This window comes from Micromonospora sp. DT229 (assembly GCF_049844505.1).
GTDB lineage: Bacteria > Actinomycetota > Actinomycetes > Mycobacteriales > Micromonosporaceae > Micromonospora.
This window is the reverse complement of sequence record NZ_JBNCLD010000046.1, coordinates 1-2,453: the sequence shown is the minus strand read 5'-3', so window position 1 is coordinate 2,453 and position 2,453 is coordinate 1. Positions and strand designations below refer to the sequence as shown.

Annotated in this window: 3 protein-coding genes; 1 reads left to right on the top strand and 2 read right to left on the bottom strand. The window is 67.8% G+C overall.

The features are described 5' to 3' along the window. Positions 1-192 precede the first annotated feature (192 nt). The gene (locus tag ACLQ2T_RS29195; protein ID WP_425769567.1) at positions 193-591 is read left to right on the top strand and encodes a nuclear transport factor 2 family protein; all 399 of its coding nucleotides are present in this window, start codon (positions 193-195) and stop codon (positions 589-591) included. A gap of 90 nt (positions 592-681) precedes the next feature. Here ACLQ2T_RS29195 and ACLQ2T_RS29190 read toward each other — a convergent pair whose 3' ends face one another. Together ACLQ2T_RS29190 and pdxT are read right to left on the bottom strand one after the other, a co-directional pair. Then, the gene (locus tag ACLQ2T_RS29190) at positions 682-1,431 is read right to left on the bottom strand and encodes a YebC/PmpR family DNA-binding transcriptional regulator (protein WP_425769566.1); all 750 of its coding nucleotides are present in this window, start codon (positions 1,429-1,431) and stop codon (positions 682-684) included. Positions 1,432-1,753: 322 nt separating this feature from the next. Beyond that, the gene (pdxT, locus tag ACLQ2T_RS29185) at positions 1,754-2,353 is read right to left on the bottom strand and encodes a pyridoxal 5'-phosphate synthase glutaminase subunit PdxT (protein WP_425769565.1); all 600 of its coding nucleotides are present in this window, start codon (positions 2,351-2,353) and stop codon (positions 1,754-1,756) included. Between the last annotated feature and the right edge of the window lie 100 nt (positions 2,354-2,453).

Genomic DNA, 2,453 nt, shown 5'->3' with positions numbered 1-2,453 from the left:
CAGACGATCACGCGGTGGCCGCGCCACCTCTACCCGCTCCCATCAGCGAAATCTCAAACGGCGGCTGCCGTACTAGCCGGTGTTGGGTCGATTCTGGCCGATGCCCGCGCTGTCCCGAAACCGCCTCGCCGGGCCCGGTGTGTCGCAGCCGGGTGGTAGAAATCCGGAAACCATCGCCCGAGGAGCATGATCATGGACGTACGGGAAGCGGCGCGACGCTGGGCGGACGCCTGGACCCACGGCTGGCCAGCCAAGCACGTCGAGAGCATCGCCATGTTGCAGGCGACCGACGGGGTCCACTGGGCCTCCCTGTTCCGGCCCTATCAGGGGCGCGATGGGCTGCGTGCCTACCTTGTGGAGTGTTTCGCCGAGGAGACCCGCCCGGCCGAGGTCTGGTTCGCCGCACCACGCAGCGACGGCGACACGGCGACTGTCGAGTACTGGGCGATCACCTATCCGCACGATGCGCCGCTGACCATCTCCGGCTGCACGCTGCTGCGCTTCGACGCCGACGGCCTGGTGGCCGAGTCGCGCGACTACTCCCACGCCCGGGAGGGCAGGTTCCCGCCACCGGCCGGCGTTTTCGACTGACCCTTGATGGGGCTGTGAGGCCGCTGAAAGACCGACCTCCCGGACGGTGGCAGGTCCGGAAGGTCGGGCTTTCAGGGTGCGAAGCGACCGTCAGCCGACGGCGGCCATGATCTCGTCGGAGATGTCGAAGTTGGCGAAGACGTTCTGCACGTCGTCGCAGTCCTCCAGCACGTCGATCAGCTTGAAGACCTTCCGCGCGCCCTCCTCGTCCAGCGGCACGTTGACGCTGGGGATCAGGGAGGACTCGGCCGACTCGTACTCGATGCCGGCGTCCTGCAAGGCGGTGCGGACCGCGATCAGGTCACCCGGCTCGGAGACCACCTCGAAGGCCTCGCCCAGGTCGTTGACCTCCTCGGCACCGGCGTCGAGGACGGCCAGCATCACGTCGTCCTCGCTGGTGCCGGCCTTCGGCACGATCACCACGCCCTTACGGGAGAACATGTACGACACCGAACCGGCGTCGGCGAAGGACCCGCCGTTGCGGGTAAGGGCGGTGCGGACCTCGGTGGCGGCGCGGTTGCGGTTGTCGGTCAGGCACTCGATCAGCAGCGCGACCCCGTTCGGGCCGTACCCCTCGTACATGATCGTCTGGTAGTCGGCGCCGCCGGCCTCCAGGCCGGAGCCGCGCTTGACCGCGCGGTCGATGTTGTCGTTGGGGACCGAGTTCTTCTTGGCCTTCTGGATCGCGTCGTAGAGGGTCGGGTTGCCGGCCGGGTCGCCACCGCCGGTTCGCGCCGCGACCTCGACGTTCTTGATCAGCTTGGCGAACATCTTGCCGCGCTTGGCGTCGATGACCGCCTTCTTGTGCTTGGTCGTCGCCCACTTTGAGTGGCCGGACATCTGTTACCTCCGTTGCTACCCGCCGTCTGCATCGACCGCACCGCGCACGCCCCGCTCCGCACCGGCGCACGCGGTGGTGCCGGTCTGCTCTGGTGGAAGCCGTGGCGGCCAGATGGCCCTGCCGAATCTCGACAATCCTACCGAGGTACCCCCGGGGCTCGTCACCCGCCGCGCACCGGTAACACGTACCGCCGCCACGATCCCGCCGATACGGTGCAAAACCGATTATTCACCCTATGGGTGGCCGGGCCTGCCGCCGAATCTTGGACAGTTGCCGTCAGCGAATGACGACAACTGTCCAAGATTCACCGATCAGGGGTGCTCAGCGGGTGGTGTGGGCGCGGACCAGGTCCACGAAGCGACCGTGCAGGCGAAGGTCACCGGTGAGTTCCGGATGGAACGAGGTGGCCAGCAGGTTGCCCTGGCGTACCGCCACGATCCGGCCGTCGGAGACCCGGCCGAGCACCTCGACACCCTCGCCGACCCGCTCGACCCAGGGGGCGCGGATGAAGACCGCGTGCACCGGGCCACCCTCGATCCCGGCGATCTCCACCGGTGCCTCGAAGGAGTCGACCTGCCGACCGAAGGCGTTGCGTCGGACGGTCATCGTGATGCCCTCGAAGCCACGCTGGTCCGGACGCCCGTCCAGGACCTCGGTGGCCAGCATGATCATTCCGGCGCAGGAGCCGTAGACCGGCATCCCGTCGGAGATCCGCTTGTCGATCGGCTCGCGTAGCTCGAAGATGTCGACGAGCTTGCTGATCGTGGTGGACTCGCCGCCGGGGATGATCAGGCCGTCGACCGCGTCCAGTTCCGCGCTTCGGCGCACCGGACGGGCTTGCGCGCCCGCGCCGGTCAGGGCGGTGAGGTGTTCACGGACGTCGCCCTGAAGGGCGAGCACGCCGATCACGGGTGCGGGCACTGTGCTCCTTCCGGGAAGCGTTAAGAGCGTGTCTCGGGTGGCGGTTGGGCGGCCTGGTCTGGTAGATCTTTTCTACTGTGGACGAGCGGTTGATCCTGCA

Excerpts from the sequence above, each read along its gene's own strand:
- ACLQ2T_RS29195 (WP_425769567.1), top strand. The coding sequence starts at position 193 with ATGGACGTACGGGAAGCGGCGCGACGCTGGGCGGACGCCTGGACCCAC.
- ACLQ2T_RS29190 (WP_425769566.1), bottom strand. The coding sequence starts at position 1,431 with ATGTCCGGCCACTCAAAGTGGGCGACGACCAAGCACAAGAAGGCGGTC.